Origin of the sequence: Leifsonia sp. NPDC080035, assembly GCF_040050925.1 — a bacterium.
Taxonomy (GTDB): Bacteria; Actinomycetota; Actinomycetes; order Actinomycetales; family Microbacteriaceae; genus Leifsonia.
Genome location: NZ_CP157390.1, coordinates 1,306,814 through 1,329,820, shown reverse-complemented (window position 1 = coordinate 1,329,820; position 23,007 = coordinate 1,306,814). Strand labels below are relative to the sequence as shown.

The following is a 23,007-nucleotide window of genomic DNA, read 5'->3' as shown; positions in this document are numbered from 1 at the left end:
GACGCCGAGAGACCGCTCAGCCCTTCCTGCCCTGGGTCGCGACCCCCTCGATGAAGTACCGCTGGCCGAACGCGAACAGCAGCAGCATGGGCAGCGTCACGATCAGCGCCGCGACCATCACGTACTGGTAGTCGCCGTGGCCGCCGTTGGTCGGGCTGAACGTGGTCATCGCGTACGAGATGCCGAGCGGCACGGTGAAGCCCTCGACCCCGCCCGCATTCAGGTAGATCAGCGCCGCCTGCAGGTTGTTCCAGCTCGCCTGGAACTCGAACAGGAAGATGATGATGAACGACGGGATGCTGAGCGGCATCGCGATGCGGGTGAACAGCTTCCAGTAGCTCGCGCCGTCAAGCCGCGCGGCCTCGAACAGCTCCCGCGGCAGTCCCATGAAGAACTGGCGCTGCAGGAAGATGTAGAACGCCGAGCCGAACAGGTTCATCCCGAACATCGGTATCCAGGTGCCGACGAGTCCGAGGTTCTTCCAGATCAGGTACTGCGGCACCATCGTGACGGCGCCGGGCAGCATCATGGTTGCGAGCACCAGCCCGAACAGCAGCGTCCGGCCCGGGAACTTGAAGTACGCGAAGCCGAACGCGACGATCGAGCTGGAGATGGAGACGAGGCCGGCTGCCAGCACCGCGATGACGATGCTGTTGCCGACCCAGGACAGCAGCGGCAGCTTCTCCCAGACGTCGAGGTAGTTGGAGAACAGGAACGTCTTCGGCCACAGCGAGTTGTCGAAGACCTGCTCGCGCGGCTTGAGGCTCGCGGCGAGCAGCCAGGCGAACGGATAGAGGAACAGCAGGCCGAACCCGATCGCGACGATCCACAGGATGGTCTTGCCGACGATCGACCGCGGCCTGTACCAGCGGTCGTCCTTCGGGCGGACCGGGCGGACCGGCTGCCCGGGGCGTCCGGTGGTGGCGCCGGCGCCGGTGGCGTCGAGCTCGGAGGCGAGTGCGGCCGCGGCCGGCGCGGACTGGGTCGCGGAGGACATCACTTGTCTCCTTCGTAGTAGACGAGACGGTTGCTGACCTTCACCTGGATGAGGGTGATCAGCAGGATGATCACGAACAGCAGCCACGCCATGGCCGCGGCGAAGCCGAAGTTGAACTGGCGGAAGGCCTGCTGGAAGAGGTAGACCCCGTAGAACAGCGACGAGTCCGGCGAGGCGTTCGTCTGATCCCGCCAGAACAGCAGGTACGCCTGATCGAACACCTGCAGCGCGGCGATGGTGAGCACGACGACGTTGAAGAAGATCGCCGGGGAGATCATCGGGATCGTGATCGTGAAGAACTGCCGGACGGGTCCCGCGCCGTCGAGCGAGGCCACCTCGTACAGGTCGCGCGGCACGTTCTTGAGCGCCGCGAGGAAGATGACCATGGTCCCGCTGACGCCCCACAGCGTCATCAGCACGATGGACGGCTTCACCCAGTTCGGGTCGATCAGCCACTGCGGTCCCTGGATGCCGAAGATCGCGAGGAACCGGTTGATCGCGCCGGTGTTGCCGTTCAGCAGCAGCAGGAAGATGGATGCCGTGGCGACCGCGGGGGTCATCTTCGGCAGGTAGTAGATGGTCCGGAACGCTCCGGCGCCGCGGCCGACCCAGTTGAGCAGCAGGGCGAGCAGCAGCGCGAAGATGATCTCCAGCGGCACCGCCATGATCGCGTAGAACAGGGTGTTGCCGAGCGACAGCCCGACCTTCGGGTCCTGGAAGAGCTGCGCGTAGTTGTCGAACCCGGCGGGGGAGGCGCTGTTGGTGGCGAGGTTGTAATTGCTGAACGAGATGTACAGGCTGTACAGCATCGCGCCGAGGGTGAAGACGAGGAAGCCGACGATCCACGGGCTGATGAACAGGTAGCCCGCGATGGCCTCGCGCTTGTTGTACTTCGACGCTCGCTTCTTCGGCGTGCGCTCGCGGCCCCGTCTGCCGGCGCCCGTCGCGGCGTCCGACCCGGAGGCGCCCGTCAGGACGGCCATCACCGGCCTCCCTCTCGTGTCGCACCGTCGAGCTCGGTGATCGTCATCGTCACCCTTTCGGTCCTCGCATCTGCTGCTTCGGGTCAGGCGTACGCAGCAAATGTGGCATCGTTACCACATTGCAGCGACTATAAGCCCTGCGGAGTCCGCCTTGCAACCGCATGCAGTTGCCGGGGCGGGTCGGCGGGCCTCGGGTCGCCGGCGCGGTGCGCGTCGCCCTCGTGTGAGGTGGACGGTACACCCGGGAAGGCCGCTCGTCAGGGGGAGCCGGCGTCGGGGCGAGCGCGGCGAGCCTCGGCAGCCGAGCGCAGACATCGTGCCGGATCGAGCATCCATCGAGCCACCGGAGGATCGATTCGTGACGAATGTGCACTATTCGTCGGACATTCACGACATTCGTCACGAATCGGTTGCGCGCCGGAGGCGCGGCAGCCGACATTTGGCGCAAATGTCCGTTTCGGGGGCGCGGCAGCCCACACTTGGCGCAAATGTCCGTTCCGCGTCGCGGCAGCCCACACCTGGCGCGAACTGTTCGGTTCGGGTGTCGCGGCAGCCGACATTTGGCGCAAATGTCCGGCCACTCGTCGCGGCAGCCCACATTTGGCGCAAATGGGGGCCTGACGGCCCGGCCTCAGCGGCGATCGCGGCGGACTCGGCCGAGCCCGGCGAGCACTAGGGTAGACACGCCGGGCGTCCGGCGCTCCTCAGGGGCGCCCGTGGGAAGGATGCCATGATCGAGAACGACCCCGCCGGCGTCCCGCGCCGGGCGACGCTCAAGGATGTCGCGCAGGCGGCCGGTGTCTCGCAGTCGACGACCTCGCGCGCGCTGAGCGGCGAGGGCTACGTGGCCGCGAACGTCAGGGAGCGCGTGCTCGCGGCGGCCGACTCCCTCGGCTACGTCCCGCACGCCATGGCGCGCAGCCTGCGCAAGCAGGACAGCCGCACGATCGGCGTGCTGGTCTCCGACCTCCGCAACGCGTTCTACGCAGATCTCGCCGCCGGCATCGCTGCCCGCGCCCGCCGCGAGGGCTACACGATGATGCTGGTCGACGACCAGGGTTCCACCGAGGCGGAGCTGGATGCGGCGCAGGCCTTCGTCGCAACGCGCGTCGCGGGCGTGATCGTCACCCCGCTCTCCGGCGCCGTCTCCGACTACCTCACCCGCCAGCACATCCCCGTCGTGGAGGCCGACCGCCAGTTCTCGCAGGGGCGCGGCGACGCGGTCCTCATCGACAACGCGGGCGTCGCCCGCCGCATGACCGACCACCTCATCGACCTCGGTCACCGCCGCATCGCCCTGTTCATCGACGAGACGACGTGGACGACCGGTGGCGAGCGCGCGGCCGGGTACCGGGCGTCGCTGGAGGAGTCGGGCATCCCCGCCGACCCCGCCCTCGTGATCTCGAGCGGCTGGGATGCGGAGGCGGCGCGCAAGGCGGCGATCGACATCCTCGCGCGGCGCGACCACCCGACCGCCATCTTCGCCGCCAACAACCTGCTGGCCGAGGGCGTCTGGCGCGCGACGAACGACCTCGGTCTGCGCATCCCCGAGGACGTCAGCATCGTCTCGTTCGACGACTCCGAGTGGATGAGCATGGTCAACCCCGGCATCACCGCCGTGGCCCAGGACGCCGTCGCCCTCGGCGAGGCCGCGATGGACCGCCTGCTGGCCCGGGTGCAGCATCCCACCGCGGACCCGGAGACGATCGTGCTGGAGGCGCAAGTGCGCCCGCGCGGCTCGACGGCCGCTCCGCGCGTCGTCTGAGCCCGCGACCGCGTCGCGGGCCTTCCGGTACTCCGGCGGCCGGGCTGGAAACGATCCCATATTTCGCGGCCGGAGAGGGGCGCGGCGGCCTCCCGGCCCCGCACCAGCTCGCGCACACGTCAAGCCCTTGTCGGTGCGGAGCAGCGCTTTAGCGTGAACCGCATGAGTGTGTCCGAGCTGACGGCGAGCGCAGTGCTGCTGATGCTGCCGCGCCTCGCGCGGACGCCGGTCGCCGTCCTCATCGAGGGCGACGTGCCATCGTCGCTGCGCCTGGAGGTGTTCTCCGGGCGCGACGTCTTCGTCCGGATGCGCACAGGGCCGACCGCGCACGGCCTCGGCGAGCCGTACCGCGAGCTGCAGGCCGAGGAATACCCGGCCGAGTCGTCCCCGGTCGCCGTCGTCGGCCTCGACCGTTACGCCCAGGCGCGGTTTCCGCACTCCGCGTCCGTGTTCGGAGCGGTGGGCGCCGTCGCTTTCGTCCCTCGCGACGCCGACGGTCGCGCCTACCGGCGGGTGCGCGTACCCGTCCCCTCCCTCGACCAACGCTCCTGGCACGAGTTCGAGCTCGCCTCCGAGTCCCGCACCGAGTGCCGCTACCGGGTGGCCGCCGGCCGCGCCGTCCCGAAAGGAGAAGCCGATGCTGTACCAGCTGGATGACATCGAACGCCTCCTCGCGGAGGGGCCCGGCCTGCACGTCCGGTTCTCGCGCGGGTTCGCCGCCGACCTCGAGGCGGGCGGAGTCGATGCGGAGACGGGCCTCCGGCTGCCCGGCTACGCCGCGCGACCGCTCGATCCGGAGCCGTGGTGGACACTGCCGACGGTGGACTGGATCGCCCGCCAGCTCGCGCGCGGCTCGTACCCGCGCCATCCGGGCTCCTTCGCGTGGCTGCTGCGCGGCACGGTGGCGGGCCGCGACGCCGACGGCGAGCCCCTGCTGACGGACGTCGAGGTGGTCGGCCGGCTGGCCGACTCGCTCCTCGCTGACGCCGAGCGCCTCTGGCGCAGCCGGTTCGATTCCGCGCTCCGGGTGCGGGACGACGAGCAGATCCTGGCCGCCCATGCCTGAGCGGGATCCCCGGACGGTGGAGACGACCACGGTCCTCCTGCTGATCTCCGACGGCCCGTCCGGCGGCACCGCGATCGTGCTGCGGCGTCCGGAGGCTCCGTCGTTCGTGGTCATGGGCGACGACACCGAGGAGGGCTTCGCGCGCCTGCGACGCGGCGCGATCGCGTACGGCGTGCAGGAGATGTACAAGGCGCTGCCACGGGACATGATCCGCGGAGGTCACACGCTGCACGTCCGCGAGGACCACCGCCCCGCCCGCGTGGACAAGGCCGGGTCGCTGCTCGGCCCGGGGCCGGAGAAGCTGTGGGTGCCGCTGGACGACGACGGCGAGCCGTTCGAGCGGATGCGCCTCCCCATCCCGTCGCTGGAGCGGCCCGCCTACCTGGAGTTCGAGCTCGTCTCCGGCGACGGCCTGCTGGAGTACCGGCTCGACGGTGGAGCGCGCTTCGGCGAGGGCTTCATCTGCACCTACTGCGGCAAGCTGTGCGAGCGGAAGGAGCCGCACACCGCCGCGCACGGCGTCGCCGGTCACATCCGCGCCGGCATCCCCGCGGGCCAGGACCAGGACGAGCCGCACAGTCGCGTACCGCTCCCTCCCGACACCGGCCCGATCGAGCTCGGCAGGGAGTCGGGCGCAGGAGCCTACCTGTGAGCCGCCCGCTGCGGCTGCTCGTCTGGCAGGTGCACGGCGGGTGGATGGATGCGTTCGTGCGCGGCCGGCACACGTACCTGCTGCCGGTCGACCGGGACGGCGAGGGCGGTGTCGGTGCCAGGGACTGGCCGGCGAACGTGGTCGACGTGCCGGAGGGCGAGCTCGCGGGTACGCCGTTCGACGCGGTGATCCTGCAGCGGCTCGAGGAGTTCGAGCTCGTCGAGCGCCTCACCGGCCGGACGCCCGGCGTCGACGTGCCCGTGGTCTTCGTGGAGCACAACACCCCGACAACGGACGTGCCCTCCTCCCGGCATCCCCTCGCCGACCGCCAGGACGTTCTCATCGCCCATGTGACGCACTTCAACGCGCTGTTCTGGGACACGGGCGGCACGCGTACGGCGGTCGTCGAGCACGGCGTCGTCGACTACGGCCTCCGGTATGCGGGCGAGCTCCCGCGCGCGGCGGCCGTGATCAACGAACCGGTGCGGCGCTGGCGCGCGACCGGCAGCGACCTGCTCGGCGGCTTCGCCCGGGTGGCGCCGGTGGACGTGTTCGGGATGGAGGCGGGCGGCCTTGCCAGAGCGCTCGGCGTCGGAGAGGACCGCGTGACCGCGGCGGGCGATCTGGCGGTGCCCGACCTGCTGACCGAGGTCGGCAGGAGGCGTGTCTACGTCCATCCGAACCGCTGGACCTCGCTCGGGCTCTCGCTGCTGGAGGCGATGACTGCGGGAATGCCGGTCGTGGCGCTGGACACAACGGACGTCCGGCGCGCGGTGGTGCCCGGCGTCGGGGCCGTGTCCACCGACGTCGCCGAGCTGCACGACGCCGTGCGCGCCTTCGTCGACGACCCGGAGCGCGGCCGGGTCGCGGGGGAACGCGCGCGGGAGTGGGCGCTGGAGCGCTTCGGCCTCGACCGCTTCCAGCGTGACTGGGACGCGCTCCTCGCCCACTGGGTCGCCTGACCCGTGCGTCAGGCCCGCGGGCGCGCACGGAGGCGACGGTACGCCGGGGTTCGCGGGGGCTGAACCCCTTGCGGATGGGCGCGGCCCGGCGTTTCGTGACCACTATGAGCGATCCGACACGTGACGACGAACCGGGAGCCGGCCACGACCCGACCAACGGGCTGGCAGGCGACCTCGAAGGCGACGACGGCGGCGCCGTCGAGCAGCACGACCACACCACGCTCGCCGGTGCCATCGTCGAGGGTCTCGACCCCGATCGACCCGTCGACGAGGGCGATGACAGCACCACCTCGTATAGCGAAGAGGGCAAGCCGTAACGGAAGGAGTCAGCATGAGCGACACGAGCGGTCTGCCGAACGCAGATGGCCAGGGAGTTCCCGCCGAGGACAAGCCCGAGCGCTTCGAAGAAGGAGAGGGCGCAGGAGCGGGCTCCGGCGACGAGCGCGACGCTCAGGCCGCAGAGCCGTCCGAGGATGAGCCCGGCCAGGGCGGAGACGAGCCGAGCGCACCGCACGACACCGGCGTCGCGCCGGAGGGTGCGGAGGACGTGACGACCGCGGAGAACAGCGGTTCCGAGGCGGCGGAGCCCCCGCCCGCGGACTTCGACCCGGCCCAGCAGCCGTCGAACCCCGACCTCGTGAAGAACACAGAGCCGCCGGACTGATTCCGTCCGGCCATGGCGACCCCGTCCCACGTCATCCCGGGACGGGGTCGTCTTGTGCGTGCGAAGGGATGGGCGGGATGCGCCGTTCAGCGCGCGCGACCGCCCGCGAGCCAGCCGGCTCCGACCACGGCCCCCAGCGCGAGCGCCCCGACGCCCACCGTGAGCACCGGGGATCCGCCGGTGCGCGGCACGATCAGCCCCACCACGAACAGCAGCGCGCCGACGTTGAGCAGCACGGCGGCGATCCAGCCGAGGGTGGTGTGCAGCGCCGCGTTCATCCCCGGCATCCTATGTCAGCTCAGGCTTCGCCCTGGTTCCCGGTTGCGGCCGGCTCCGCGTCCAGCGACTCGTTGATCAGTGCGGCGACCAGGAAACGCCAGTCCGACCCCTCGTGCAGCGTCTCGGCGTACCCCGGCGGAATGGCGCCGAACACCGGCTCGTGCTCCTCGCCCTCTGCGGCGACGCGGACGAGCCGTCCGAGTTCCGCGTGCGACTCGTCCAGCACCACCCAGTCGCCCGGGCCCCGCTTCTCGATGTGGAAGATGCGCTCCCGGTACGGATACCGCACGCTGGACATCTCGAGTTCGCTGGCGGACATTCTGGCCCCTTCCGTCGTCACCGCTTTACCGTGCATCCAACGCCCGGGTCCGCACCCTTGGCAAGAGGCTGCGCCTACGCTTGGCCCATGACAGCAGACGTGCACAACCTGGATGCCGCGTTCGCCCTGGTGCCGGAGCCGTGGCAGCCGCACCGCCTCACGAGCGTCAACGACTACGACGTGAAGGTCGCCCGGCTGCACGGCGACTTCGTCTGGCACGCGCATCCGGACACCGACGAGCTCTTCCTCGTGATCTCCGGACGGCTCACGATCCGGCTCAGGGACGGGGAGGTGCAGCTCGGCCCGCACGACGTGTTCGTCGTCCCGCGCGGCGTCGAGCACTGCCCGAGCGCGCAGGAGGAGGTGCTCGCCGTGCTGTTCGAGCCGAAGGGCACGGTCAACACCGGAGACCGGCCGGGGGAGCGCACGAGCGAGCTGCGCGAGCTGCCGGGGCAGTGACGCGTCAGAGCACGCGCTCGAGCGCCGCGAGCAGCGCGGCCGGGTCGTCGAACACCTCGACCGCGCCCGCCTCCCGTAGCTCGGCCTCGGACACCCCGCCGGAGCGCAGCCCGACGGCGCGGACCCCCGCGCGGCCGGCGGCGATCATGTCCCACACCGAGTCGCCCACCATGAGCGCCTCGGCGGCCGGCGACCCGGCGCGCTCCAGCGCGACCTCGAGGATGCCGGGGTCGGGCTTGGCCGCATCCACGTCGTCGGCCGAGGTGGCCGCGTGCACGGCGTCGTCGGCGTCGATGGCCTCACGCAGCGTCGTCAGCTCGTCGTCCGGCGCGGAGGTGGCGAGCACTACGAGGATGCCGCGGCCGGCGATCGCGCGCAGCAGCTCCGCTGCGCTGTCGAACGCGCGCAGCCGTCCCGCCTGCTCGCGGTAGAGACGGGAGTGCGCGTCCTTCGCGCGCTCCGTCCACTCCTCGTCCCGCTCACCGGCGACGTCGCGCAGCAGCCGCGCGGAGTCCTGCCCGATCGCCCGGTGGATGCGCCAGGCGTCGGCGGCGGACCCCACCTCCGCGAACGCGCGCTGCCAGGCGTCGACGTGGAGGAAGTTGGAGTCGACGAGGGTCCCGTCGACATCGAAGAGCACGGCGCTGGTGGTCATGCACCAGAAGTACACCCCATCCGCGCGCGGCCCCAGGGCCGTGCGCCGCGCTCAGCCGATCAGCGAGACCGCCCGCGCGATCACGAGTGCCAGCAGCACGAACCCCGCGAACGCCTCCAGCGCCATCAGGAGCTTCGCGCGGTGGGTGAGCGGCATGGTGTCCGTCGCGCTGAACGCCATCGAGTTCGCCAGCGAGAAGTAGAAGTAGTCGATGTAGTTCGGGACCCAGTCCATCCGTCCGCTGGAACCGCGCGCGACCTCGTCGATCGTGTCGTCGTCCTCGTCCTGCGGGAAGCGGAAGTCGGCCAGCGGCAGCTCGGATCGCGGCAGCGTGACCCGGGCGACCGGGCCGCCCCTGTCCATCGTCCAGAACACCAGCGCGAACGCGATGGCGTTCGTCACCCACACCTGCAGCGACGCCAGCAGGATCTCGGACCCGTTGCCGTGCTTGTTGAGCAGGCGCACCACGGTCTCGACGAACGCGATCTGATTCGCCACCAGGATGAGCACCGCCACCGCGATCTCCGCCCGGCGCGACCACTTCGACTCGCGGGTGAAGCGGTGCGGGTTGTAGAGGATGAGCGCGACCACCATGAGCCCGCACACGGCGACGACGCTGTACCGCGCGATCGCCGGGATGACGCTCGGCAGCAGCGCGTACGCCGCGAGGGCGATGACCGTGCCGACGACGGCGGGCCAGCGGTGCTCGGGCGCGACGGAGCGCGCCCGTCGTGCGTCCTGTTTGCTCACGTCCCAGACAGTACGCCCGTGATCGCTCCGCTCAATTGAAGATGGCCCACTCGGTGCGGCTGAGCTTGGCGCGGTGGCCATTGATGACGAGATACCAGCTGTCCTCGTCGCGATGCAGGTACTCGGCGAGCATCGTCGTGTATTTCCACTCGCCGTTCAGCTGAGACCACCGGATGAGCGAGATGAGCTGTCCCTGCCTCAGGTAGGGGACCGCGACGAAGTCGTCGTGTCGTGGATGTTCCGGCCCGCCGGTCTGGCGCCCCGTCTGTGGAGTGCTCATACCGAACTGTAACTCTTTACAAGCCTTTCCGAAAGGGAATGAGAATTGCTCAGGATTACGCGGGTTCGGCGAGCGGGAGCAGCCACACCGTGAGCGGGCGGTTGTCCACGTGCGTACCTGAGCGCTCCCGGCGGAACCCGCTGCGCTCGGCGACCGCCTCACTGGCGGCGTTGCCGTCGAGGGTGCTGAGCCTCACCAGCGGCTCGCCCTGCTCGCGCAGCCAGCCGACCATCGCCTCCACGGCGGCGGTGACAAGGCCCCTGCCGCGGCCCTCGGGCAGCAGCGCGTAGAACAGCTCGAAGCCCTCGTCGGAGCGTCCGAACCCCGCGGTGCCGAGCGCCCGCCCGTCCTGCTCGATCACGTAGCGGATGCCATGGCCGCCGTCCGCCGCCCGCACGTTGCGGGCCGCGCGCAGCCGCGCGCCGTCCTCGTCGAGGTCCGCGGGGTACATCGTCCACCGCGGGACGTCCTCCGTGCGGGCCAGCGCGAGCTCGATCGGCCAGTCGTCCTCCTCGAGCCGTCGCAGCCGCGCCCCCTCTCGCCCAACGATCTCGAACGTGTGCGGAAACGCCTCCATCCATCGACACTACGCGCCCCGGCGAACCGCCGAGTACGGGAATTCTCTCCGTACTCGGCGGTTTCGGGGCGAGTTTGTGCGTACTCGCGGGTGGGGGACGGGTCAGCGGGCGCCGGTGAGGGCGGGGATCGCGGCGACGGTGCGGGTGCGCGCGGACTCGTAGGCGCCCAGGATGATGCCGAGCACCTCGATCCCCTCGGTGTGCGTGTGCAGCGGCCGGGTGCCGTCCAGGATGCTGCGCGCGAAGTGCCCGAGCTCCTCTCCGAACTGGTGCACCGGCTCCAGCTCGAGCACGGTCGGCTGGTCGTCGCCGCGGCGGCGGTAGCTGAGCGTCGTGCCGTCGCTGGTCAGGCTGCCGAGCTCGCCGACCGCGGAGAACTTCTCGGTCCCGTCCGCGGGCTGGTAGGCCCAGCTGGTCACGATCGTCCCGATCACGCCGTTGTCGAAGCGCACGAGCACCGTCGCCGAGTCCTCGCCCTCCATGAAGGAGAGCCGGTGCGTCGCGAGCATCGCCGTGACGTCCACCGGCGCCCCGCCCGCCAGGTGCAGCAGCAGGTACGTGGGGTGGTAGCCGGTGTCGATCAGCTCGCCGCCGCCGGATGTGGAGGCGTGCGCGCGCCATCCCATGTTCGACGGGTCGAAGTCGTTGTAGAACGAGTCCGTCGTGCGCACCTCGTACACCCGGCCGATCGCGCCGGACTCGATCAGCTCCTTGGCCTTGGCGACCGCGGGCAGGAACAGCTGGTTGTGGGCGCACATCAGGGTGACGCCCGCCTCCTCCACGGCGGCGGCGACCTCGGCGGCCTCCTCCGGGTTCAGGCAGAGCGGCTTCTCGCACAGGATGTGCTTGCCCGCCCGCGCGGCGGCGACGATCGCGTCCTTGTGCAGGTGGTGCGGCAGGCAGATGTCGACGGCGTCGATGTCCGCCTCCGCGAGCATCACGGTGTAGTCCGCGTAGATCGCGGCCCCGGTGTCGCCCGCGCGACGCTCGGCGCTCTCGCGCACCGGGTCGGCGACGGCCGCGAAGGTGATGGTGTCCGGGTTGCGCAGGTAGCCCTCGACGTGGGCCCCGGCGATGCCGCCGGCGCCGATGAGGCCGATGCGGACGGTCTGGTGGTCAGTGGTCATGGTGGTACTCCAAAGGAAGACGTGAGTGGTCGGAGAAGGGAGTGCTGGCGGTGCCGGTCAGAGCGACGCGGGCACCGCATCCAGCGCGACGGCGCGTCCGGTCGACGCGGCCTCGTTGGCGGCGACGACGCTGCGGGTGAGGGCGACGGCGTGATCGAGGTTGTCGTCCGCCCTGGTGCCGGAGTGGATGTGCTCCACCCACTGCGCGAACGCGCCCGGCCGCGCCTCGGGGAGCGGGACCTCCCGCCAGCCGTCGCCCGTGTCGACGAGCAGGTCCCTGCCGCCGGCGCCGAACGTGGCGGAGCCCTTCGTCCCGCGCAGCTCGATGGTGAAGTCGCCGGTGCCCTGCACGACGCTCGCCTCGAAGACGCCGAGCGCGCCACCGGGGAACGTCGCCGTCACGACGGCGTTGTCCTCGACCTCGCGGCCGGTCACACTGCCGTAGTCGGCGGTGATCGAGAGCGGCTCCGCGCGGTGGAACAGCCGCGTCAGGTACGCCGGGTGGCAGCCGAGGTCCGTCAGCGCGCCGCCGATCGCCGCCTGCGGGTCGCCGAAGCGGTCGGGCAGCCAGCCGGCCACCCAGCCGTCGTGCGCGAGCCGCACTCGGGTGTAGGCGAGCTCGCCGAGCGTCCCCTCGTCGAGGAGTCGCTCGATGGCCACCGTGTACGCGTCGTAGAGCCGCGGCAGCGAGACGACGAGGGCGACATGCGCCGCGTCGGCAGCGGCCACGATCTCCTCGGCCTCGGCGACCGTGGGGGCGAGCACCTTCTCGGTGAACACGTGCTTGCCGGCGCCGATCGCCCGCAGCATCACGTCCCGGTGCTGGTCGGTGGCGGTCGTGATGGTCACGGCGTCGAGGGAGGGACGGGCGAGCAGCTCGTCGAGGTCGGCGACGAACTCGACGCCGAACTGCTCTGCGGCCGCACGGCCGCGCTCCTGATCGTCGTCCCAGATGGCGACGAGGGTGGTGTCGGGGTGCTTCTGTGCAGCGCGCGCATAATCACCTGCGTGCACGTGCCAGAAACCGATCGCGGCGACAGTGAGTGGATGGGACATGCCTGTGAAGGCCTCCTTGCCTGGGTTCGTTGCGCGCGAACGATTCCAGCCTAATCACTTCTCACCGGGCAGCGCACGTCTTTTGCGCGATTGGCAGCAGAAGTGGTGGCGCGTCCTCAATTCCGGAGCTTCGAGGCGACACGCCGACGAGACGACCGGAACTCCGGAGAACGCGGACCGGACGGGCGCGATCTCCGGAGTTACAGACGTGACGTGTACCCCGGCCTAGAGCGAGCGCTGGTACCCGCGCAGCGCCCGCACCGACCAGACGAAGGCGAGGGCGGCGAGCACGACGAGCCCGCCGACGTGCCACAACCAGGCGTCGTCGGCCGTGCCGGCCAGCGCATCGCGGGCGAGGTCGACGGCCCAGGTCATCGGGTTGTAGGTCGAGACCGTCTGCACCCAGTCCGGCTGCAGCGACGACGGCATCATCGTCGTGGAGAGGAAGGTGACCGGCAGCACGACGATCTGCGAGATGCCGATCAGCGCCACCTGGTTGCGCGCGGTCAGGGCCGCGGCGGTCGAGAGCGAGCAGAAGATCATCCCGAGCAGCAGCGCGACCCCCAGCGCCACCGCCATGCCGGCGATGCCGCCCGGAAAGGTCGCACCGCCCAGCCAGCCGATGCCGAGCACCACGATGGACTGCGCGAGGCAGATCACGAGCTGCTGCACGAGCTGGCCGGTCACGATGGCGGTGCGGGCGATCGGGGCGGTGAGCAGCTGGTCCATGACGCCGGACTTCATGTCGTCGATGTAGCCGGTCCCCGCCCAGGCGCCGCTGTAGAGCACGGTCATCATCAGCACGCCGGGGACGAGGAACGTGACGTAGCCGGCGTCGCCGAAGCCGGGTAGCTTCGACAGCGACGAGAACACCTGGCCGAACAACAGGATCCAGACGACAGGCTGCACGAGCGAGAACGCCGCGCCCCAGACCTGCCTGCGGGTGTTGGTGAGCCAGCGGCCGGTGATCTGCGCGGCCTGGGTGAACCAGCCGGCGCGGGCGGGACCCCCGGCAATGGCGATGGTGGCGGTGGTGGTGGTCATGCTGCTTCTCCGTTCGCTGAGGTGGCCGGCGCGGGGGACGCATCCGCACGCTCGAAGGACCGGCCCGCGTAGTGCAGGTAGACGTCGTCGAGGCTCGGCCGGGCGGCGGAGACCGCTCCGAACGGGACGCCGGCGGCGTCGAGGGCGGCGATCGCCGGGGCGACAGCGGCGGAGGCGTCGTCCGTGCGGGCGACGAGCTGGCCGCTCGGGCCGTCCGCCTCAACGACCACGTCGCGGAGTCCGGGCACGGCGGCCACGGCGCGGCGCACCCGCTCCACGTCCGGCTCGACGAGGGCGACTCGGAGGGTGTCGCCGTTCAGCGAGGCCTTGAGCGCGTCCGGGCTGCCGCCGATGACGCGGGTGCCGTTGTCGATGATCATGATGTCGTCGGCCAGCCGGTCGGCCTCCTCCAGGTAGTGCGTGGTGAGGATGACCGTGATCGCGCTCTCGGCGGAGAGCCGGCGGATCTCGGCCCACATCGCCGCCCGGGCCTCCGGGTCCAGCCCGGTCGTCGGCTCGTCGAGGAACAGCACGCGCGGAGCGTGGACGAGGGCGGCGGCGACGTCGAGCCGACGCCGCATCCCGCCGGAGAACCGGCCGACCGGACGGTCCGAGGCCTCCGACAGCCCGAACTCGGCGAGCAGGGAGGCGGCGCGGCGCCGCGCGTCCACCGCGTTCATCCCGCGCAGCCGGCCGGCGAGCGCCAGGTTCTCAGCGCCGGTCAGCAGCGGGTCGGTGCTCGCGCCCTGCGACACGTAGCCGATGTGCCTGCGCACCTCGGCGGGCCTCGCGACGACGTCGATCCCGTCGATGCGTGCGCTGCCGCCGCTCGGCCTGCTGAGCGTTGTGAGGATCTTGGTGGCGGTGGACTTGCCCGCGCCGTTGGGGCCGAGCATCCCGAAGACGATTCCCGCCGGGACCTGGAAGGTGAGCCCGCGCAGGGCGTGGACGGGGGTGCGGTGCGGTCCGCGGTAGGTCTTCGTGAGCCCGGCGACGTCGACGGCGGGCGGGAGGGAGGCGAGGTCAGTCACGGTTCGCTCCGTTCGTGTTGGTGTGGTTGGTGCGGGCGGGGCCCGAGGGGAAGAGCATGCGCGCCAGGACGACGAAGAAGACGACGAATCCGGCGACCAGCGCCAGCCACGACCAGGCGAACCCGACCGTGAAGCTGAGCACGATGAAGGCGGCGATGGCGACCACGAAGATCACCACGGTGTAGATGCCGAACCGGGCGGCGGCGGCCTCGTCCTGGCTGAACCGGTCGGCGCCCTGGTACTGGGACTGCACCTCGCGCATCCAGGGCTTGGTGCGGTTGGTCTGGGTCGCGGCGAGGAAGCTCAGCCAGCCGATCGCGGCGAGCAGCAGGGGCGCGCCGACGATCACCAGCCAGAGCTGCGAGAGGTCGGTCAGGTAGGCGGCGCCGAGGCCGAGGGCGGCGAACCCGAGGAACGTGGCAGCACCGTATCCGGCCGCGCGCCCGGCGGGCACCGGGTAGTGGACGGACGTCTCCTGGTGGACCGCGTCCCCGGCGATCACCCCGAGCGGGACGGCCGCGAGCACGACCGCGAGCACGATCGCGAGCCAGAGCGGGGCCGGGAGGACGCCGAAGACGGTCAGCACCGTGAGCGCGACGCCCACGGCTGCGATGATCGCGAGCACGACCGTCCGCGCGACGAAGGCGGGCTTCGGGCGGACGCGGTGCCGGCCGACGAGGTCGGCGGCCCGCGCGCCGGGCGCGACGGGACGGGTGGTTGCGCCGTCGGCGGCAGTGCCCGCGGCGGGGTGGCGAGCACCTCCGGGCCGACCACCTCCGCCGCGATCTCCCGCACGTCCCCGAGCTCCGCGAACGCCGTGGCGATCGCGGCGGCCGGGCCGGACCCCTCCGCCTCGAGCTCCGCGACGCGGGCGGCCAGCCCGGCGCGCAGCTCGTCGCGCAGGTCGCGCAGGTCGTCCGTGTCCGGCAGGCTCCGGAACGCCTCGTCGAGGCGCGCGTCGAGCTCCGCGTTGTGCTGGTCGCTCATGCGCGACCCCCCTTCAGGTTCAGAAGCGTATTGATGATCTGCTGGGTGGCGATCCAGTCGTCGACGTTGCGGCGGAACACCGCGCGCCCGGCGTCGGTGATCCGGTAGTACTTGCGCCGGCCGCCCTGGGTCTCGTCGCCCCAGTACGGCTCGATGAGGCCGTCCTTGGTGAGGCGGCGGAAGCTCGCGTAGAGCGTCGCCTCCTTGATCTCGTACCGGCCGCCGGCGGCATCCCGGATCGCCTTGTGGATCTCGTAGCCATAGCTGTCTCCGGCGCGCAGCACGCCGAGCACGATGGTGTCGGTGTGGCCGCGCAGCAGGTCGGCGGCGAAGGCGTTCGAGCCCAGCTCGCCGCCCGCGCCGTCGTTCGAGTTCAATGCCATGGCAGGTACTGTAACAGATCAAGTACTCAGGCTGTCAACCATCTTTCGGTCGCGCCGCCGCCCGGTGTAGCTTCGGGCCGTGACGCGAATCCGGCTGCACCGCGAATGGCACGGCGACGAGGACTCGCCCCACCCGCCCCTCCTGCTCATCCACGGGGGAGGCTCCACGATCCCGTCGAACTGGGGCGCGCTGCTCCCGCTGCTCACGCCGACCCGCTCGGTGCTCGCGGTGGAGCTGCAGGGCCACGGCCGCACGCCGGCCGGCGACCGTCCCCCATCCTTCGAGGCGTCCGCCGACGACGTGGATGCGGTGCTCGCCGAGCTCGCGCTGCCCGCCGTCGACGTCCTCGGCTTCAGCAACGGCGGTCAGGTGGCACTCCAGCTCGCCGCTCGGCACCCGGAGCGCGTCCGCCGGCTGGTGCTGGCCTCCACGCCCTTCCGGCGCGACGGCATGGTCGACGGATTCTGGGAGGGCCTCGCGGCGGGGCGGTTCGAGGACATGCCGGCGGTCTTCATCGAGGCGGACCTCGCGGTGAGCGGCGATCCCGCCCACGCCCGGCGGATGTTCGAGCTCGACCAGCAGCTCATGCTCGGCTTCGAGGGCTTCCCCGACGAGCTCATCGCCGGGATCACGGCCCCTGCCCTCGTGGTCGGCGCCGACCGCGACGTGATGCGGGCGCAGCACCTGGTGGAGCTCGCGTCGCTGCTGCCGGAGGCGCGCCTCCTCATCGTCCCCGGCAACCACGGCGACTACCTCGGCGAGCTCCTCGCCGCCGGCGGCGAGACCGCGCCGGTGCGCGCGGTCGCCCCGTACCTCCTCGGCTTCCTGAACCGCTAGCCGCGCGACCGCCGCTCCGCCCGTGCTCTCGCGGCATCGTGCGCCGATCGCAGGAGCCGGATGACCGTCTCGGTGGTGCGGCGTCCCGGCTCGACGACCGCGATCCAGCCGAGGTCGCCGTAGACGGGGTGCGGAAGGAGGACGTCCGCCGCGGCGAAGTCGGTCTCCTCCGTCGGCTCGCCTGCCAGTTCGCGAGCGGCCGTACGTCCGACGTGCACATTCACCCTCCAGCCGGGATGAGCGGGCGTCCCGTCCCCGAGGCGCGAGAGCGTGTCGCCGGGGTAGTCCTTGGTCACGATGGTCCCGTACGGTTGCGTGTTCGCCGGCATCCGTCCGTCCGGCGCGTAATAGAAGAAGAAATCGCCCCACGCGAGCGGCGGTGTCCCGTCGCCCTCCCGTGGCGCCACGACCAGTGCGCCCTCGAGGGGCCGGACGGCGTCGATGATCTGCTGCATACTCATTCCTGAAGTGTCCGCTTGAAGTGCTTGTGGAGGGTTGGATGCGCACAGCCGCCGTCGCCGGCGCCGCCGGCTGCTCGGTGCAGCAGGTCAGGGACCTCGAGCACGCCGGTGTCATCCCGCCGGCGGGCCGGACGGCCAACGGCTACCGGGAGTTCGACGAGCGGCACGTTGCCGCGATCCTCGGCTACCGGTCGCTCGCGACCGCCGTCGGGCCGGTCGTGGCACGCCATGTGATGCGGGAGCTCTGGGCGGCGCCGTTCCCGCAGGCCGTTGCGGCGATCTCGGCGCTGCACGTCGGTCTGACGCGGGAGCGCGAGGAGGCGCTCGCCGCACGGACGGCGCTGCTCGCCATCCGGGCGGAGCGGGATGGCGCGGGTTCCTCGGCCGACGTTGGCGGAGGGATGACGATCGCCGAGCTCGGCGCCGCGCTCGGTGTCCGCTCGTCCGCCCTGCGGTTCTGGGAGAAGGAGGGTCTCGTCCTGCCGGAGCGGGTCACCTCACGCGGGGCGAGGCACTATCCGCCGCTGGCGGTGCGCGACGCACGGATCGTCGTCGCGCTCCGGGCCGCTGGTTACCGCATCCCGGAGGTCAGGGAGGCCGTTGCCGCCCTGCGTTCGGTCGGCGACACGGCGCGTCCGTTGCAGGCGCTGGACGCGCGGCTCGAGAGCATCGCGGCCCGTACCGTTGCGCTGATGGATGCGGGGACGGACCTGGCGCGCCTCCTGCGCTCGCGTTTCTGAGGACTTTCTCACGAAAGGCCGATAATGTCTCAGATTCGCTTGGGAAGGCCCCGGAAGAAGGAGGATGCGATGCGAGCGTTCCTGCGCCGAGTCGCGACGTTGACCGCGGACGACATCGCCCGGATCGTCGAGTTCCAGCTCGCCGCGCAGCGCGGCGTGCGCCGACCGCTCGAGAAGGCCGCGCGGGTGAAGGTGTCGCGTCTGGACGCCGAACACGATCGGGTGGCGGCCATCGACGCGGCGTTCCTCGAGTCGGCGCGCGCCGTCGGCTACGTCGGCATGCGCCAGGTGGCGCAGTCGGCCGTGCGCTGGGCGGGACTCGCGGAGGCGTACCGTGCCGAGCTGACGTCGGACGAGGTGGATGCGCTGCAGGCGGTGTGGCTCGAGGCCACCCGGGCCCGCGTCCCCGCCTGACCCGACGGGTGGGCTGACGCGGGGATGCGGCGAGCCGACCGTGGATGTTAGGGCGCGCGAAACGCTGGTAATCCGCCCCGGCGGCGGGGTTCGGCGCGGCCGCGTCTGTCAGGGTGGAGGGGTCGAAGGGGAGTAGCTCCACGCGGCACGTCGACACACTGGCCGGCCAGGATGCCCGGCCCGGCGTGCCACCCGTCGCGGATCCTGCGCGGGCGAGCGAGACCTTCGGCCGCCCGTTCGCGGCGGCCGGCCTCCCCTCGTGCCCGGTCGCCGTGCCACCGAGAGGATCCGCACGATGACCGACCGCGCCATCGAACCCCGCACCGGCAGCACGCCCGCTCCCACCGAAGGCCGCCGCCGCGGCGATCCGCGGCATCGCAGTCCCTGGCTGCGTCTGCTGCTGCCGCTCGGCATCGTCGCGCTCGTCGCGGCGCAGGGCGTGGCCTGGCGGCTGAGCGGCGCCGAACTCCCGCCGGCGCTCGGCATCCTCGCCTTCGGGCTGGCGATCGTCGCCGCCGCGTTCGCCCTCGCCTGGGCGGGGGAGGCGGCCGAGCTCGACATCTCGGGCGGTCTCGCCGTCGGTCTGCTCGCGGTCATCGCCATCCTGCCCGAGTACGCGATCGACCTGTTCTTCGCGTTCTCCGCCGGCTCCGATCCGAGCCAGGCGCCGTACGCGGCGGCCAACATGACCGGGTCGAACCGGCTGCTGCTCGGCTTCGGCTGGCCGTTCCTGCTGGTGGTCGCCTTCTTCGTGTCCCGCGCGCTGCGTGCGCGGCGTCGGCCCGCGGATCCGGATGTGGTCGTCCGGCCGTTCGCGATCGCCCTGCCGGCAGGGAACCGCGTCGAGCTGGGCCTGCTGGTCGTCGCCTCCGCCCTCACCCTGGTGATCCCGCTCACCGGCCGCATCGACGTGCTGCTCGGCGTCGTGCTGCTCGCCCTGTTCGTCTACTACCTCGTGCGCGTCGCACACGCCGAGAGCGAGGAGCCGGAGCTGGTGGGCGTCGCCCGCGATCTGGGGCGGCTTCCGGTCGCCGCGCGGCGGACCGTCGTCATCGCGATCTTCGTCCTGTCGGCGGTCGTGATCCTGTTGCTCGCCGAGCCCTTCGCGCACAGCCTCGTCGCAGGGGGCCGGGCGCTCGGCATCGACGACTTCCTGCTCGTGCAGTGGCTTGCGCCGCTCGCATCGGAGGCGCCCGAGTTCGTGATCGCCGTGCTGTTCGTGGCCCGCGGGCGCGCGGCGACCGGTCTCGGCATCCTGCTCGCCAGCAAGGTAAACCAGTGGACGGCGCTGGTGGGGACCCTGCCGATCGCGCACGCGATCGGGGGTGGCGGCTGGGCGCTGCCCCTGGACGGCCGCCAGACCGAGGAGTTCGTGCTCACCGCGACCCAGACGCTCCTCGGCGTCGCGATGCTGCTCAGCCTGCGCTTCGACTGGCGGTGGGCGACCGCCCTGTTCGTGCTCTTCGCCGCGACGTTCGTGTTCCCCTCCACCGAGGCCCGCTGGATCGTCTCCGCCTGCTACGCCGCGCTCGCCGTCGTCCTCTTCGTCACCCGCGCGCGCCCGCTCGCCCGAACGCTCGCTGCCCCGTTCCGGCGCAGCTGACGGCGCCCCGCCGGGCGGGGGCGGATCAGGGGAGGGCGGCGGAGATGAGGATGCGCGCGGCGGCGCGCGCGTCGGCGGCCGCGTCCGGGGTGCCGGCGATGGCGGCGGTCGTCTGCGCGCCCTCCGCGAGGATCGCGAGCTGCGGGGCGAGCGCCGGGCTTGCGCCCGCGTCCGAGGCGAGGTCCGCCACGTAGCGCTGGAACGACTCCTTGTGCGCCCGGGCGACCTCCGCCACCCGCGGGTCGGCGGCGCCGAGCTCGCCGAACGCGTTGATGAAGCCGCAGCCGCGGAAGGTGTCCTCGACGAACCAGTCCGCCAGGTAGTCGTAGATCGCGAGGAGCTTGGCCGCGGGGTCCGCCTCCGTCTGGACGCGCGCGCTCACGCCGTCCGTCCACATCCTGTGCCGCTTCTCCAGCACCGCGAGGACGAGGTCGTCCTTCGAGGGGAAGAGCGTGTAGAGGCGGCGCAGGGACACGCCGGCGGCGTCGCGCACCGCATCCATTCCGACCGCGTGGAAGCCGCGCGCGTAGTAGAGCGCGTCCGCGGCGTCGACCACCCGGTTCCTCGTGTCGTCGTCGATCATTCTCCGAATATACCTTGACTGAGAACGATAGTTCTCGCTATGGTGGACAACGTCGGTGAGAACGATCGTTCTCACCGGAATCAGATGAGTCGGAACCCAGACGAAAGGAACGGATCGATGGCATACATCACCGTCGGAACCGAGAACAGCACCCCCATCGAGCTCTTCTACGAGGACCACGGCAGCGGCCAGCCCGTCGTGCTCATCCACGGCTACCCGCTGGACGGCCACAGCTGGGAGAAGCAGGCCGCCGCGCTGCTCGACGCCGGCTACCGCGTCATCAGCTACGACCGCCGCGGCTTCGGCCGTTCCAGCCAGGTCACCACCGGCTACGACTACGACACCTTCGCCGCCGACCTGCGCACCGTGCTCGAGACGCTCGACGTGCGGGATGCGGTCCTGGTCGGGTTCTCGATGGGCACCGGCGAGGTCGGCCGCTACCTCGGCCGCTACGGCTCGGACCGCGTGGCGAAGGCCGCGTTCCTCGCCTCGCTCGAGCCGTACCTCCTGAAGACCGACGACAACCCGGACGGCGCTGCTCCCGTCGAGTTCTTCCAGGGCATCGTGGACGCCGTGAAGGCCGACCGCTACGCCTACTTCACGCAGTTCTACAAGGACTTCTACAACCTGGACGAGAACCTCGGCACCCGCATCAGCGAGGAGGCCGTGCGCAACAGCTGGAACATCGCCGCCGGCAGCGGCTGGTTCGCCGCCGCCGCCGCCCCGCACACCTGGTACACGGACTTCCGCGAGGACATCCCGAAGATCGACGTGCCGACCCTCATCGTGCACGGCACGGCGGACAACATCCTGCCGATCGACGCGACCGGCCGTCCGTTCGCGAAGCTGCTCCCCTCGGCGAAGTACGTCGAGATCGAGGGCGCCCCGCACGGCCTTCTCTGGACCCACGCCGACGAGGTCACGGCGACGCTCCTCGAGTTCCTCGCGGAGTGACGATCGCATGCTGACGACGCGGAAGGGCGGGACCGGTCACGTTCCCGCCCTTCCGGGCGTCGACCGGCCCGCACGGCCGGGCATTACGGGGGAATCGACACCGTGTCAATCCCCTGACTCGGCCAGCAAACGGTGCCTCCGTTAGGGCACTATGTATGCATGGGAAAACTCGTCTACGGCGCAGGTCAGGAATACGACCTGGACGACCGCGTGCTGAGCCATGTCAAGCTCGCGATCGTCGCCAAGCTCCGCCGCCACGAGAGCTTCCTCCTCAACTGGGACGTCCCGGTCGAGCAGGGGTCCGGGCGGGTCTCGCTCTGGATCAGCAGGGAGGTCCCGCTGGCGTTCCAGTTCAACGGCAGCCGCCCGCCGGCGATCAACCCGCAGTGGCTCGAGGCTCTGATGCACACCTCGCAGCGCACGGGCGGCATGGTCGTCATGCCGGAGGACGAGATCGGCGGCCACCTGCCCGGCTGAGCCTCGGAAGCGCCGCCCCCTCAGTCGCTCTCGGCGGCCCTCAGCTCCTTCTCGGCCGCGCGGACGGCGCGTTGCGCGTCCGCGATCCGGCTCCGCAGCTCCCGCTCTGCCGCGCGCGACTCGGTGAGCTCGTCCACCGTCCGGCGCAGCCGCCGCTCCAGGGTGTCGCGCTCCGCCTCCAGATCGCCGCGCCGGTCGACCTCCTCGTCGAGCTCGTCGTCGAGGGCGTCCGCCTCGGCGCGAGCCCGCTCCACGGCCTTCTGGGCGGCGCGGAGCCGGCGCTGACGCTCGCGCCGCTCGGCCGCCGTCTCGCGCGCCGGTTCCGGCTCCTCCGCCTCGTCCCGCTTCCGCCGGGTCTGGGAGGACCCCGCGCCGGCACCCGCCCGCTCGGCCGTGCCCGCCTCCAGCAGGACGACACCGGGCACCGCGACCGCGTCCTCCGCGTCCACCGACTCCACCCCGGTCGACTCCAGCGCGCGCACGAGCATGCCGCTGCGCACCGCGGCGGCGGCCGACGCGTCGATCACCGCCGCCTGCAGCGTCTCCTCGACCTCACGGAGCACGGCGGCGCTCGCGTCCAGCGCCGCGGTCGCCTCATGCAGCAGCCGTTGCCGCTCGCGGGTCAGGTCGCGGATCGCGTCCCTGTCCCTGTCGGCGAAGGCGTCGCGGAGGCGGTCGCCGACGGCGAGCACCGCATCCACGAGCTCCGGCCGCGTCCGCACCAGCGTGTTCACCGCCGCCGCGGCCGCCGAGGGCTTGCGCAGCGCGCGGATGCGCTTGGCGAGACCGCGGTCGTCCGCCGCCGCGGCCGCCGCCGACCGCTCCGCGACGAAGTCGGCCGGGTCGGCGGCGTACAGGCCCGCGGCCACCTCGCTGAGCTCCATGCCGCGAGTGTACGCG

Annotated in this window: 32 protein-coding genes; 14 read left to right on the top strand and 18 right to left on the bottom strand. The window is 71.5% G+C overall.

Features of this window, described 5'->3' with window-relative positions:
• Positions 1 to 16: 16 nt before the first annotated feature.
• Positions 17 to 997, bottom strand: coding sequence for a carbohydrate ABC transporter permease (locus AAME72_RS06510; protein WP_348789428.1), 981 nt, complete (start codon positions 995 to 997; stop codon positions 17 to 19).
• A complete protein-coding gene (locus AAME72_RS06505; RefSeq protein ID WP_348789427.1) occupies positions 997 to 1,980 on the bottom strand; it encodes a sugar ABC transporter permease in 984 nt (327 codons plus the stop codon). The genes AAME72_RS06510 and AAME72_RS06505 overlap by 1 nt, the downstream gene beginning before the upstream one ends.
• 730 nt (positions 1,981 to 2,710) lie before the next feature.
• On the opposite strand from AAME72_RS06505, the gene AAME72_RS06500 reads away from it, so the two are divergent.
• The 7 genes from AAME72_RS06500 to AAME72_RS06470 all read left to right on the top strand — a co-directional run bounded on the left by AAME72_RS06500 (position 2,711) and on the right by AAME72_RS06470 (position 7,089).
• Complete coding sequence (locus tag AAME72_RS06500; RefSeq protein ID WP_348789426.1) at positions 2,711 to 3,745, top strand: LacI family DNA-binding transcriptional regulator; 1,035 nt, start codon at positions 2,711 to 2,713, stop codon at positions 3,743 to 3,745.
• Positions 3,746 to 3,907: 162 nt separating this feature from the next.
• Positions 3,908 to 4,402: a hypothetical protein gene (locus AAME72_RS06495; RefSeq protein ID WP_348789425.1), complete on the top strand. Its 495-nt coding sequence runs from the start codon at positions 3,908 to 3,910 to the stop codon at positions 4,400 to 4,402.
• Positions 4,383 to 4,811, top strand: coding sequence for a DUF6098 family protein (locus tag AAME72_RS06490; RefSeq protein WP_348789424.1), 429 nt, complete (start codon positions 4,383 to 4,385; stop codon positions 4,809 to 4,811). The genes AAME72_RS06495 and AAME72_RS06490 overlap by 20 nt, the downstream gene beginning before the upstream one ends.
• The gene (locus AAME72_RS06485; protein WP_348789423.1) at positions 4,804 to 5,463 is read left to right on the top strand and encodes a hypothetical protein; all 660 of its coding nucleotides are present in this window, start codon (positions 4,804 to 4,806) and stop codon (positions 5,461 to 5,463) included. The genes AAME72_RS06490 and AAME72_RS06485 overlap by 8 nt, the downstream gene beginning before the upstream one ends.
• On the top strand, positions 5,460 to 6,425 hold the full coding sequence (locus AAME72_RS06480; protein WP_348789422.1) for a glycosyltransferase: 966 nt from the start codon (positions 5,460 to 5,462) through the stop codon (positions 6,423 to 6,425). Before AAME72_RS06485 ends, AAME72_RS06480 begins: the two co-directional genes overlap by 4 nt.
• Positions 6,426 to 6,529: 104 nt before the next feature.
• Complete coding sequence (locus AAME72_RS06475; protein ID WP_348789421.1) at positions 6,530 to 6,742, top strand: hypothetical protein; 213 nt, start codon at positions 6,530 to 6,532, stop codon at positions 6,740 to 6,742.
• 14 nt (positions 6,743 to 6,756) lie between these two features.
• Positions 6,757 to 7,089: a hypothetical protein gene (locus AAME72_RS06470; RefSeq protein WP_348789420.1), complete on the top strand. Its 333-nt coding sequence runs from the start codon at positions 6,757 to 6,759 to the stop codon at positions 7,087 to 7,089.
• An 86-nt stretch (positions 7,090 to 7,175) separates the two neighbouring features.
• Here AAME72_RS06470 and AAME72_RS06465 read toward each other — a convergent pair whose 3' ends face one another.
• Both AAME72_RS06465 and AAME72_RS06460 read right to left on the bottom strand, forming a co-directional pair.
• Positions 7,176 to 7,367 carry a hypothetical protein gene (locus tag AAME72_RS06465; RefSeq protein WP_348789419.1) on the bottom strand — a complete coding sequence of 64 codons (192 nt, stop codon included), beginning with the start codon at positions 7,365 to 7,367 and terminating at the stop codon, positions 7,176 to 7,178.
• A gap of 20 nt (positions 7,368 to 7,387) precedes the next feature.
• Complete coding sequence (locus AAME72_RS06460) at positions 7,388 to 7,687, bottom strand: hypothetical protein (protein WP_348789418.1); 300 nt, start codon at positions 7,685 to 7,687, stop codon at positions 7,388 to 7,390.
• Between the two features lie 87 nt (positions 7,688 to 7,774).
• On the opposite strand from AAME72_RS06460, the gene AAME72_RS06455 reads away from it, so the two are divergent.
• Positions 7,775 to 8,146 (top strand): cupin domain-containing protein, encoded by a 372-nt coding sequence (locus AAME72_RS06455; RefSeq protein WP_348789417.1) that lies wholly within the window; start codon positions 7,775 to 7,777, stop codon positions 8,144 to 8,146.
• A 4-nt stretch (positions 8,147 to 8,150) separates the two neighbouring features.
• Here AAME72_RS06455 and AAME72_RS06450 read toward each other — a convergent pair whose 3' ends face one another.
• The 11 genes from AAME72_RS06450 to AAME72_RS06400 all read right to left on the bottom strand — a co-directional run bounded on the left by AAME72_RS06450 (position 8,151) and on the right by AAME72_RS06400 (position 16,037).
• On the bottom strand, positions 8,151 to 8,801 hold the full coding sequence (locus tag AAME72_RS06450) for an HAD family hydrolase (protein ID WP_348789416.1): 651 nt from the start codon (positions 8,799 to 8,801) through the stop codon (positions 8,151 to 8,153).
• 51 nt (positions 8,802 to 8,852) lie between these two features.
• A complete protein-coding gene (locus AAME72_RS06445) occupies positions 8,853 to 9,551 on the bottom strand; it encodes a hypothetical protein (RefSeq protein WP_348789415.1) in 699 nt (232 codons plus the stop codon).
• 31 nt (positions 9,552 to 9,582) lie between these two features.
• A complete protein-coding gene (locus AAME72_RS06440; protein ID WP_348789414.1) occupies positions 9,583 to 9,831 on the bottom strand; it encodes a hypothetical protein in 249 nt (82 codons plus the stop codon).
• A gap of 55 nt (positions 9,832 to 9,886) precedes the next feature.
• The gene (locus AAME72_RS06435) at positions 9,887 to 10,408 is read right to left on the bottom strand and encodes a GNAT family N-acetyltransferase (RefSeq protein ID WP_348789413.1); all 522 of its coding nucleotides are present in this window, start codon (positions 10,406 to 10,408) and stop codon (positions 9,887 to 9,889) included.
• Positions 10,409 to 10,510: 102 nt separating this feature from the next.
• Positions 10,511 to 11,536 carry a Gfo/Idh/MocA family oxidoreductase gene (locus tag AAME72_RS06430; RefSeq protein WP_348789412.1) on the bottom strand — a complete coding sequence of 342 codons (1,026 nt, stop codon included), beginning with the start codon at positions 11,534 to 11,536 and terminating at the stop codon, positions 10,511 to 10,513.
• Positions 11,537 to 11,593: 57 nt separating this feature from the next.
• Positions 11,594 to 12,592: a Gfo/Idh/MocA family oxidoreductase gene (locus AAME72_RS06425; protein WP_348789411.1), complete on the bottom strand. Its 999-nt coding sequence runs from the start codon at positions 12,590 to 12,592 to the stop codon at positions 11,594 to 11,596.
• A 225-nt stretch (positions 12,593 to 12,817) separates the two neighbouring features.
• Complete coding sequence (locus tag AAME72_RS06420; protein ID WP_348789410.1) at positions 12,818 to 13,636, bottom strand: ABC transporter permease; 819 nt, start codon at positions 13,634 to 13,636, stop codon at positions 12,818 to 12,820.
• Complete coding sequence (locus AAME72_RS06415) at positions 13,633 to 14,667, bottom strand: ATP-binding cassette domain-containing protein (protein WP_348789409.1); 1,035 nt, start codon at positions 14,665 to 14,667, stop codon at positions 13,633 to 13,635. The genes AAME72_RS06420 and AAME72_RS06415 overlap by 4 nt, the downstream gene beginning before the upstream one ends.
• Positions 14,660 to 15,271: a hypothetical protein gene (locus AAME72_RS06410; RefSeq protein ID WP_348789408.1), complete on the bottom strand. Its 612-nt coding sequence runs from the start codon at positions 15,269 to 15,271 to the stop codon at positions 14,660 to 14,662. Before AAME72_RS06410 ends, AAME72_RS06415 begins: the two co-directional genes overlap by 8 nt.
• Positions 15,247 to 15,654 carry a permease prefix domain 1-containing protein gene (locus tag AAME72_RS06405; protein ID WP_348789407.1) on the bottom strand — a complete coding sequence of 136 codons (408 nt, stop codon included), beginning with the start codon at positions 15,652 to 15,654 and terminating at the stop codon, positions 15,247 to 15,249. The genes AAME72_RS06410 and AAME72_RS06405 overlap by 25 nt, the downstream gene beginning before the upstream one ends.
• A complete protein-coding gene (locus AAME72_RS06400; protein ID WP_348789406.1) occupies positions 15,651 to 16,037 on the bottom strand; it encodes a PadR family transcriptional regulator in 387 nt (128 codons plus the stop codon). Before AAME72_RS06400 ends, AAME72_RS06405 begins: the two co-directional genes overlap by 4 nt.
• Before the next feature lie 79 nt (positions 16,038 to 16,116).
• Between AAME72_RS06400 and AAME72_RS06395 the strand changes: the two genes are divergently transcribed.
• Positions 16,117 to 16,875, top strand: coding sequence for an alpha/beta fold hydrolase (locus AAME72_RS06395; protein ID WP_348789405.1), 759 nt, complete (start codon positions 16,117 to 16,119; stop codon positions 16,873 to 16,875).
• Here AAME72_RS06395 and AAME72_RS06390 read toward each other — a convergent pair.
• Positions 16,872 to 17,336, bottom strand: a complete 465-nt coding sequence (locus AAME72_RS06390) for a DUF6194 family protein (protein ID WP_348789404.1) — start codon at positions 17,334 to 17,336, stop codon at positions 16,872 to 16,874. The two genes, AAME72_RS06395 and AAME72_RS06390, sit on opposite strands and share 4 nt — an antisense overlap.
• 38 nt (positions 17,337 to 17,374) lie before the next feature.
• Between AAME72_RS06390 and AAME72_RS06385 the strand changes: the two genes are divergently transcribed.
• The 3 genes from AAME72_RS06385 (at position 17,375) to AAME72_RS06375 (ending at position 20,093) form a co-directional block, all read left to right on the top strand.
• On the top strand, positions 17,375 to 18,076 hold the full coding sequence (locus AAME72_RS06385; protein ID WP_348789403.1) for a MerR family transcriptional regulator: 702 nt from the start codon (positions 17,375 to 17,377) through the stop codon (positions 18,074 to 18,076).
• A gap of 69 nt (positions 18,077 to 18,145) precedes the next feature.
• Complete coding sequence (locus AAME72_RS06380; protein WP_348789402.1) at positions 18,146 to 18,490, top strand: hypothetical protein; 345 nt, start codon at positions 18,146 to 18,148, stop codon at positions 18,488 to 18,490.
• 295 nt (positions 18,491 to 18,785) lie between these two features.
• Complete coding sequence (locus AAME72_RS06375; RefSeq protein ID WP_348789401.1) at positions 18,786 to 20,093, top strand: sodium:proton exchanger; 1,308 nt, start codon at positions 18,786 to 18,788, stop codon at positions 20,091 to 20,093.
• Positions 20,094 to 20,118: 25 nt separating this feature from the next.
• Here AAME72_RS06375 and AAME72_RS06370 read toward each other — a convergent pair whose 3' ends face one another.
• Entirely contained in the window at positions 20,119 to 20,676 is a 558-nt protein-coding gene (locus AAME72_RS06370) for a TetR/AcrR family transcriptional regulator (RefSeq protein WP_348789400.1), read from the bottom strand.
• A gap of 117 nt (positions 20,677 to 20,793) precedes the next feature.
• Here AAME72_RS06370 and AAME72_RS06365 point away from each other — a divergent pair, with 117 nt between their 5' ends.
• Positions 20,794 to 21,630, top strand: coding sequence for an alpha/beta hydrolase (locus AAME72_RS06365; RefSeq protein ID WP_348789399.1), 837 nt, complete (start codon positions 20,794 to 20,796; stop codon positions 21,628 to 21,630).
• Between the two features lie 159 nt (positions 21,631 to 21,789).
• Entirely contained in the window at positions 21,790 to 22,107 is a 318-nt protein-coding gene (locus AAME72_RS06360; protein WP_348789398.1) for a hypothetical protein, read from the top strand.
• A gap of 20 nt (positions 22,108 to 22,127) precedes the next feature.
• On the opposite strand, the gene AAME72_RS06355 is transcribed toward AAME72_RS06360, so the two are convergent.
• Positions 22,128 to 22,991 carry a hypothetical protein gene (locus AAME72_RS06355; RefSeq protein ID WP_348789397.1) on the bottom strand — a complete coding sequence of 288 codons (864 nt, stop codon included), beginning with the start codon at positions 22,989 to 22,991 and terminating at the stop codon, positions 22,128 to 22,130.
• Between the last annotated feature and the right edge of the window lie 16 nt (positions 22,992 to 23,007).

Bases quoted from the DNA above. Each gene is read 5' to 3' on its own strand.
- AAME72_RS06510 (WP_348789428.1), bottom strand. From the start codon at position 997: ATGTCCTCCGCGACCCAGTCCGCGCCGGCCGCGGCCGCACTCGCCTCC.
- AAME72_RS06505 (WP_348789427.1), bottom strand. From the start codon at position 1,980: ATGGCCGTCCTGACGGGCGCCTCCGGGTCGGACGCCGCGACGGGCGCC.
- AAME72_RS06500 (WP_348789426.1), top strand. From the start codon at position 2,711: ATGATCGAGAACGACCCCGCCGGCGTCCCGCGCCGGGCGACGCTCAAG.
- AAME72_RS06495 (WP_348789425.1), top strand. From the start codon at position 3,908: ATGAGTGTGTCCGAGCTGACGGCGAGCGCAGTGCTGCTGATGCTGCCG.
- AAME72_RS06490 (WP_348789424.1), top strand. From the start codon at position 4,383: ATGCTGTACCAGCTGGATGACATCGAACGCCTCCTCGCGGAGGGGCCC.
- AAME72_RS06485 (WP_348789423.1), top strand. From the start codon at position 4,804: ATGCCTGAGCGGGATCCCCGGACGGTGGAGACGACCACGGTCCTCCTG.
- AAME72_RS06475 (WP_348789421.1), top strand. From the start codon at position 6,530: ATGAGCGATCCGACACGTGACGACGAACCGGGAGCCGGCCACGACCCG.
- AAME72_RS06470 (WP_348789420.1), top strand. From the start codon at position 6,757: ATGAGCGACACGAGCGGTCTGCCGAACGCAGATGGCCAGGGAGTTCCC.
- AAME72_RS06465 (WP_348789419.1), bottom strand. From the start codon at position 7,367: ATGAACGCGGCGCTGCACACCACCCTCGGCTGGATCGCCGCCGTGCTG.
- AAME72_RS06460 (WP_348789418.1), bottom strand. From the start codon at position 7,687: ATGTCCGCCAGCGAACTCGAGATGTCCAGCGTGCGGTATCCGTACCGG.
- AAME72_RS06455 (WP_348789417.1), top strand. From the start codon at position 7,775: ATGACAGCAGACGTGCACAACCTGGATGCCGCGTTCGCCCTGGTGCCG.
- AAME72_RS06450 (WP_348789416.1), bottom strand. From the start codon at position 8,801: ATGACCACCAGCGCCGTGCTCTTCGATGTCGACGGGACCCTCGTCGAC.
- AAME72_RS06440 (WP_348789414.1), bottom strand. From the start codon at position 9,831: ATGAGCACTCCACAGACGGGGCGCCAGACCGGCGGGCCGGAACATCCA.
- AAME72_RS06435 (WP_348789413.1), bottom strand. From the start codon at position 10,408: ATGGAGGCGTTTCCGCACACGTTCGAGATCGTTGGGCGAGAGGGGGCG.
- AAME72_RS06430 (WP_348789412.1), bottom strand. From the start codon at position 11,536: ATGACCACTGACCACCAGACCGTCCGCATCGGCCTCATCGGCGCCGGC.
- AAME72_RS06425 (WP_348789411.1), bottom strand. From the start codon at position 12,592: ATGTCCCATCCACTCACTGTCGCCGCGATCGGTTTCTGGCACGTGCAC.
- AAME72_RS06420 (WP_348789410.1), bottom strand. From the start codon at position 13,636: ATGACCACCACCACCGCCACCATCGCCATTGCCGGGGGTCCCGCCCGC.
- AAME72_RS06405 (WP_348789407.1), bottom strand. From the start codon at position 15,654: ATGAGCGACCAGCACAACGCGGAGCTCGACGCGCGCCTCGACGAGGCG.
- AAME72_RS06400 (WP_348789406.1), bottom strand. From the start codon at position 16,037: ATGGCATTGAACTCGAACGACGGCGCGGGCGGCGAGCTGGGCTCGAAC.
- AAME72_RS06390 (WP_348789404.1), bottom strand. From the start codon at position 17,336: ATGAGTATGCAGCAGATCATCGACGCCGTCCGGCCCCTCGAGGGCGCA.
- AAME72_RS06385 (WP_348789403.1), top strand. From the start codon at position 17,375: ATGCGCACAGCCGCCGTCGCCGGCGCCGCCGGCTGCTCGGTGCAGCAG.
- AAME72_RS06380 (WP_348789402.1), top strand. From the start codon at position 18,146: ATGCGAGCGTTCCTGCGCCGAGTCGCGACGTTGACCGCGGACGACATC.
- AAME72_RS06375 (WP_348789401.1), top strand. From the start codon at position 18,786: ATGACCGACCGCGCCATCGAACCCCGCACCGGCAGCACGCCCGCTCCC.
- AAME72_RS06370 (WP_348789400.1), bottom strand. From the start codon at position 20,676: ATGATCGACGACGACACGAGGAACCGGGTGGTCGACGCCGCGGACGCG.
- AAME72_RS06365 (WP_348789399.1), top strand. From the start codon at position 20,794: ATGGCATACATCACCGTCGGAACCGAGAACAGCACCCCCATCGAGCTC.
- AAME72_RS06360 (WP_348789398.1), top strand. From the start codon at position 21,790: ATGGGAAAACTCGTCTACGGCGCAGGTCAGGAATACGACCTGGACGAC.
- AAME72_RS06355 (WP_348789397.1), bottom strand. From the start codon at position 22,991: ATGGAGCTCAGCGAGGTGGCCGCGGGCCTGTACGCCGCCGACCCGGCC.